The sequence below is a fragment of the Sulfitobacter sp. CW3 genome, from assembly GCF_019392245.1.
Classification (GTDB): Bacteria; Pseudomonadota; Alphaproteobacteria; order Rhodobacterales; family Rhodobacteraceae; genus Sulfitobacter.
The window spans coordinates 741,565-748,660 of the sequence record NZ_JAHXRL010000001.1; the positions used below are offsets into that span (position 1 = coordinate 741,565).

Consider the following 7,096-nt stretch of genomic DNA (forward strand, 5'->3'; position numbering starts at 1 on the left):
CACATGGAAGCTTTGACATGGACAGGCTCGATGGGATGGCTGAACCCGGTTTTGGGGTTGGCGGTTGCCGTGACGGTTTTTGCATACGCGCTGCAAATTCTGATGTCGTTTATCCCCAACGCCGAAATGCGGACTGTCGGGTCGGGCGGCGTTAGTGCCGCAAGCCAAGGAATGTCGGGGCTATTAGGGCGCGTCGGGGCCTATGGGTTCTTGGCGACGCTTGGCATGGTGCTGATCTATGTATTGGCAGGCACTGTCATGGGGCCTGATGCGGGTATTTTTGGCGGCCTGTCGCAGCAGCTTTTGCCGGTTTGGATCGCCCTTGTGGTGCTGTTTGCCGTGTCGATCACCTTGAAACGCAAGCTGGGACTATACGGCAAATTATTCGACAGCACCGTCGGGATGATCGGTTTCGGACTGGTGATGTTCTGGGTTTTTGCAGGGGTGTTCGGCGGTGTGTTTGACATGCTGATTACCCATGACAGCCTAAGCCAAGTGTCGGGGATGAAGAACAAACTGCCCGGCACCCCGCTGGCACGCGCCGAACCTGATGAATACCAATGGTTTCTGCTGGGCGGAGATAACCTGGCCCGCGATGTGTTCAGCCGGTTGATAAAAGGGTCATGGGTTGTGGTGCAGATCGCGCCGATGGCCACCTTGTTTGCCTTTATGGTGGGGATTACGCTGGGCCTGCCTGCTGGCTATTACGGCGGCAAATTGGACGTGTTCCTAAGCTTTCTGGCGAACCTGATCCTCGCCTTTCCGGTGATCTTGCTGTTTTATCTGCTGGTCACACCCGAGATCGTCCAGACCGGTATTCCGAACTATATGGCGCTGATTTTGTTCATCTTTCCGCTGGTGTTTCTGGCGGTGCTGCTGAATTCAAGGTTTTACACGCAGCCGTCCTTGCGCACGCCTTTGCTGATCATCGTGCTGGGGATTGCCGGATGGCTGTATCTGTCACTGGTGTCCACCGATGGGGCTATCGTTGATGCGCCGACCTACCGCCTGCCCGGCCTGCCCGCGTTTATGGACCTGTTCGACATTGATCCCGGCGTGCTTGTGGTTTTCGTGTCGGTGGTTTTCGTGAATGCGCCGACAGTCTTCCGCATCGTGCGCGGCTTGGCGCTGGACATCAAAACTCGCGATTATGTTGCCGCCGCACAGACCCGTGGCGAAGGCCCGTGGTACATTATGTTGTGGGAAATCCTGCCCAATGCACGCGGGCCGCTGATCGTCGATTTCTGCCTGCGCATTGGCTATACGACGATCCTTTTGGGCACGCTCGGCTTCTTTGGCTTGGGGCTGGAATCCGAAAGCCCTGATTGGGGTACCACGATCAACGCGGGCCGCCGTTTGCTGGCGCTGTATCCGCATGCGGCGATTGCGCCAGCGGTGGCACTGCTGAGCCTTGTTTTGGGGTTGAACCTGCTCGCGGATGGTTTGCGCGAAGAAAGCCTGCGCGATTGATGTGAGGACGGGACCGGGGGCCTGCCCATCGCGCCAAAGGCGCGTAGTATGAATGGAGGCGGCGCCCCTTTGGGGCGACACCCTCGGAGTTTATTTGGCAAAATGAAGGACGAAGGGGTCTTTTATTTTGCATGAGGAAGGATACGACATGGCTGATCAAGCATATGACGGACCGATTTTGGAAATCGACAAGCTGTCGATCTCGTTTTTCACGCGGTTGCGCGAAATTCCTGCGGTGATGGATTTCTCGGTCTCGGTCAAGCCGGGCGAAGCTGTTGGTTTGGTTGGGGAATCGGGTTGCGGTAAATCCACCGTCGCCTTGGGGGTGATGCAGGATCTGGGCGTTAACGGGCAGGTCGTTGGCGGATCGATCAAGTTCAAGGGCCGCGATCTGGCCGAGATGAACGATGAGGAATTGCGCGATATTCGCGGCAGTCAGATTGCGATGATCTATCAAGAACCCATGGCATCGCTGAACCCCGCCATGCGGATCGGGCGGCAGTTGATGGAGGTGCCGATGATCCATTCCGGCATGTCCGAAAGTGACGCGCGCGCCCGAGCCTTGCAGGTCGTGACGGATGTAAAACTGCCCGACCCCGAACGCATCTTGAAGGCCTATCCGCACCAGTTATCTGGCGGCCAACAGCAGCGCATCGTCATCGCCATGGCATTGATGGCTGAACCAGCCTTGTTGATATTGGATGAACCAACGACCGCATTGGATGTCACGGTCGAGGCCGCAGTGGTCGAATTGGTCAAGGATTTGGGCAAGAAATACGGCACATCGATGCTGTTTATCTCGCATAACCTTGGGCTGGTGTTGGAAACCTGTGACCGGATTTGCGTGATGTATTCGGGCGAAGCGGTGGAGCGCGGATCAATCGAGGATGTGTTTGACGAGATGCAGCACCCCTATACGCAGGCGTTGTTCCGGTCGATCCCCCTGCCCGGTGCCGACAAGAATGCGCGCCCGCTGATTGCGATCCCCGGCAATTTCCCCCTGCCCCACGAACGGCCTAACGGCTGCAATTTCGGCCCGCGCTGCGATTATTTCGAGGCCGGGCGGTGCGATCAGGGACCGATATTCATGGAGGACGTGCCGGGTAACGAGCGCCACGCCACGCGGTGTCTGAGGTTTCAGGAAATCGACTGGAACGCGCCTCTGGAATTGGCGGATGTCAAAACCAAGGGCGAGATCGGCAAGGTTGTTCTGAAGATGGACAAGCTTAAGAAATACTATGAGGTTGCTGCAAATTCGATGTTCGGCGGATCGGCGACCAAGGTCGTGAAGGCCAACGAGGAGCTGAGCTTTGAGGCGCGCGAATCCGAGACTTTGGCGATTGTCGGCGAATCCGGTTGCGGTAAATCGACCTTTGCCAAAGTGTTGATGGGGCTTGAGACTGCGACCTCTGGACAGGTGTTGCTGGATGATACGGACATTGGCGGCGTCCCGATCGAAGAGCGGACCACGAAAAACGTGGCGGACATCCAGATGGTGTTCCAGAACCCGTTTGATACGTTGAACCCGTCGATGACCGTGGGCCGTCAAATCATTCGTGCGCTCGAGATTTTCAAGATCGGCAAGAACGAGAAAGAACGTCGCCAGCGCATGTTGGAACTGCTTGATCTGGTGAAACTGCCGCGTGAATTTGCGGGCCGTATGCCCCGCCAGTTGTCGGGCGGGCAAAAGCAGCGTGTCGGCATCGCCCGCGCCTTTGCCGGGGATGCGCGGATTGTGGTGGCTGATGAACCTGTGTCCGCCCTTGATGTATCAGTGCAGGCGGCGGTGACCGATCTGCTGATGGAAATTCAGCGCGAACAGAAGACCACCTTGCTGTTCATCAGTCATGATCTGAGCATCGTGCGCTATTTGTCGGATCGGGTGATGGTGATGTATCTAGGCCATGTGGTCGAATTGGGCACGACGGATCAGGTTTTCTCGCCCCCCTACCACCCCTATACCGAGGCGCTTTTGTCGGCAGTTCCGATTGCAGACACGCGGGTGAAAAAGAAACACATCGTGCTGGAGGGCGACGTACCATCCGCAATGAACCCGCCCCCCGGATGCCCGTTCCAGACGCGCTGTCGTTGGAAGCCGCTGGTGTCGGGCGATGTCTGTGAAACGGTCGTGCCCAGCCTGCGCAGTGTGGCCGACGGTCACGAGGTAAAGTGCCACCTGACAGATGCTCAGCTGGCCGAGATGGAACCGGTGATTGAGATTAACGTCGCTGCGGAATAACTGTCGGCGACATATATGAAGGCGGCCGACACATTTTCACCGACCGCCCGTAACGGCAAGCGCGCAGGTGGGGGCGCGCGATCACCGTTTAACTATTGGAACGATTATTTGGTGTTGATGGTGTCGATGCGCTGCAAAACGGTATCGGCAAAGCCAGCAATCATCGCGTTATAGAAATCATCCTCGGACGGTTGCACAGCGATGAACCCCTCTGGCACGATCTGATCGCCGGGATATGCGGCGATGTTCACGGCAAAGCTTTGTGCACCAATGCTGTTGTTGTCATCGGCAATTGCCACAACGCCAGAGATTTCATTGAACCCCTCAAGCGAGGTCAACATCGGGTTGCCGTTCAGGCTGATTTGACGGATGTCGATCTTGATCGTCGGCAGCGACGCGTCAGAGCCGGTTTGCACGCGCGACGCGATGGCCTGTTCCAGATCGGTTACGATTTCGGGAAACACGTCAAGCGCGTTGGCGTTTTCCGCTGCACCCATAACTGCGGTGACGTCGATTTCAGAGAAAACGATTTCTTCGCTTGCGAAGGCCGCTGTGGACAGGGCCGCAATGCTGACTGAGGTCGCCAGGGCGATACGCTTTACTGAGTTAAACATTTAAATAGTCCTTATCGTCATACATACACGCAGGGGTTTTATGGGACCCGAATTGCGTTCTGTATGATCAACAGTGGACAAAGGGTTTGGTTCCGCAAACGGGTGATAATAAACCGTCAGACCAAGTGGAGCTATAATTTATTATTGTATTTTAGATACTTACAGTCCTGCGATTACCTTGACGTAATTCTTGGTCTCTTTGAACGGGGGGATGCCGCCGTATTTTTTGACCGCACCGGGACCCGCGTTATAGGCCGCAAGGGCCAGCCGCCAATTTCCAAACGCGCGGTATTGCAGTTTCAAATAGCGCGCCCCGCCATCTAGGTTTTGATAGGGATCAGATGGATCAACCCGCAACACCCGTGCAGTTTCGGGCATCAGCTGCGCCAGACCCAAGGCCCCTTTGTGGGATTTCGCCGCAGGGTTCCAGCCGCTTTCCTGCTGCACAAGCCGCAAAAACAAATCCTCGGGGATCGCGTGACGGCGTGCCGCCTCGCGGGCCATGCTGTGATATTGGCCCTTATACTTGCCCTGATATTTTGGCACGTCCCACTTGGTCGGCGTCACCACACGGGTCGGCTGCAACCGTACGGAGGCCGCGTATTGGCTGGACGCACGCGTATCAAGAAGCTTTTTCTGCGAGGCAAAAATCTTGGACCGGCTCTTGGAGGAGAAAACCTCGGCGGTGACCGGGCTAGAGAGCACAGCAACCGAGCACAGTGATGCGACGATAAGTTTCTTCATTACACCCTCAATGCAGCCACAATTCGCAGAACATAGCAAATTGAAAGGTCGATGCCACCTTTTTATGCCCCTATTCGAAATTGTGATCGTGTAATTTAGCGGCCCTTTGGCCTGTTTCTTGGAGGCAGCACTGATATAACAGCGGCTAACGCAGGGGCCTGCGGGATTCGCATGGCCCTTTCAACCGCATAGCAGACAGGGGGCATCATGGCCGGCTCAGTGAATAAAGTGATCCTTATTGGCAATCTCGGGCGCGATCCCGAGGTGCGTTCGTTCCAAAACGGCGGCAAAGTGTGCAACTTGCGCATCGCGACCTCCGAAACATGGAAAGACCGCAACACGGGCGAACGCCGCGAAAAAACAGAATGGCATTCGGTGGCGATCTTTCAGGAAGGGCTGGTGCGCATTGCAGAGCAGTACCTGAAAAAGGGATCGAAAGTGTATATCGAAGGCCAGTTGCAGACCCGCAAATGGCAAGATCAATCCGGCACAGATCGCTACAGCACCGAAGTCGTCTTGCAGGGCTTTAACGGCACATTGACCATGCTGGACGGCCCAACGGGCGGTGGTTCCGGCGGCGGCGGTGGCGGCTATGACAGCGGTCCGTCGGATCCGGGCGGCTATGGCGGCGGCTACGATTCCGGCCCCTCCAGCAGTGGTGGCGGCGGTGGCGGTGGCCAATCCTCGCGTGATCTGGATGACGAAATCCCGTTCTAGCGGGAACAAACTTCAGAACTGTTGTTTTATAAAAGTAAGTACTTGAAACATATAAATGAAAGACGAAAAAAAGTAGTTTTTTCATATTGGCAACACAACAGAATCCCGAAACCATTTAAAATTGTAGATTTATAACTGGTTTCGGATCATTGCTTAGACAACGCAACAGCATATTTTCTAAAGGCGAGCGGTTTAGCTACCTTGTGGACGAACAAGGTTTGCCGGATTATTGGACTACGCTGTTCGTAGCGGTTGAGCTTCGCATTAAGGCTACCCAGAACACAATCCTGAGCATTTTGTCGGCGCTCCGACAATTAGAGTTGTGGCAACTTATCAACGGGCGAAATTTGATTTCGGAATTCGCCGCCGAGAAATACCTTACGTCTTCGGACATCGACGCACTCTACTATCACTTGACGCTCAGGCGCTCTGAAGCCGAAAGAGGTCAGAAAATACGGCAGTCTAACGACGTAATTTCACTACAAGTCCATCATCCGCATAGTCTTCCAACTCTGGATACAGTCAGTACTCATATGCAAAAGCTAAGAATGAGTGCTGCTTCCTGATTCCTAGTATTTATGGGGAAAACAATGCATCGCGGTTCTGCCAATCGCATAGCGATCTACCAGAAACTTGATGAAATGGCGGCGGCCATGAGGGGGAAGGCACCTAAAGTGGTTCGAAATTCAGGATTACGAAACGACCCAAACTACCGATCCGCTCCCCCGGAAGTCTACGCTGAAGTCCTCCATCTGGTTCGCGTCGATAACCCTCAAAACCCCTTCCGCGAGAATGTCAGGCTGCGCAACCAGATAATGTTCGACATCATGCATGAGACCGGTGCCCGAGGAGGCGAGATCCTTGGCCTTCAGATTGAAGATGTTGATTGGACCCGTCAGGTGCTGAAAATTGTTCGGCGTCATGATGACGTTCATGACAAACGAAAGCATCAACCTGTAGCCAAAACAGAAGAAGGTGAGGTTTATATCACAGAAGCGATGACGCGAGACTTGCGGCACTACATAATGAAAGAGCGTTCTCAAATCGAAGCAGCGAGAGATCACCCATACATATTCGTGAATCATAGGAAGGGGGTAGGAAATGGTTTACCGGTCGGGATTGTGACTTTCAAAACTAGAATAGCCAAACCTGCATCACGCAACGCTCCAACGATTTTCGCTGAAATTACGCGCCATGGATTTCGTCACGACTTCAACTATCGGCTCTCCAAGAGGGGTAATCCCCCCATTTTTAATGGGGTCCAGCCGTAGAATTCACGCGGCTGTTTTCAGTTTCATTGCGGGGGTCATGC

General features: G+C 54.7%; 6 protein-coding genes. 4 read left to right on the top strand and 2 right to left on the bottom strand.

Annotated features, from left to right (window positions below):
* Window positions 1-3 precede the first annotated feature (3 nt).
* Window positions 4-1,470: an ABC transporter permease gene (locus KZZ06_RS03430; RefSeq protein ID WP_219578602.1), complete on the top strand. Its 1,467-nt coding sequence runs from the start codon at window positions 4-6 to the stop codon at window positions 1,468-1,470.
* A gap of 148 nt (window positions 1,471-1,618) precedes the next feature.
* Window positions 1,619-3,709 carry an ABC transporter ATP-binding protein gene (locus tag KZZ06_RS03435; RefSeq protein ID WP_219578603.1) on the top strand — a complete coding sequence of 697 codons (2,091 nt, stop codon included), beginning with the start codon at window positions 1,619-1,621 and terminating at the stop codon, window positions 3,707-3,709.
* 104 nt (window positions 3,710-3,813) lie between these two features.
* Here KZZ06_RS03435 and KZZ06_RS03440 read toward each other — a convergent pair whose 3' ends face one another.
* Both KZZ06_RS03440 and KZZ06_RS03445 read right to left on the bottom strand, forming a co-directional pair.
* A complete protein-coding gene (locus KZZ06_RS03440; protein ID WP_219578604.1) occupies window positions 3,814-4,323 on the bottom strand; it encodes a hypothetical protein in 510 nt (169 codons plus the stop codon).
* 159 nt (window positions 4,324-4,482) lie between these two features.
* Window positions 4,483-5,067, bottom strand: a complete 585-nt coding sequence (locus KZZ06_RS03445; RefSeq protein ID WP_219578605.1) for a lytic transglycosylase domain-containing protein — start codon at window positions 5,065-5,067, stop codon at window positions 4,483-4,485.
* Between the two features lie 207 nt (window positions 5,068-5,274).
* Here KZZ06_RS03445 and KZZ06_RS03450 point away from each other — a divergent pair, with 207 nt between their 5' ends.
* Both KZZ06_RS03450 and KZZ06_RS03455 read left to right on the top strand, forming a co-directional pair.
* Window positions 5,275-5,784: a single-stranded DNA-binding protein gene (locus KZZ06_RS03450; protein WP_219578606.1), complete on the top strand. Its 510-nt coding sequence runs from the start codon at window positions 5,275-5,277 to the stop codon at window positions 5,782-5,784.
* Between the two features lie 590 nt (window positions 5,785-6,374).
* A complete protein-coding gene (locus tag KZZ06_RS03455; RefSeq protein WP_219578607.1) occupies window positions 6,375-7,055 on the top strand; it encodes a site-specific integrase in 681 nt (226 codons plus the stop codon).
* Window positions 7,056-7,096: the final 41 nt, after the last annotated feature.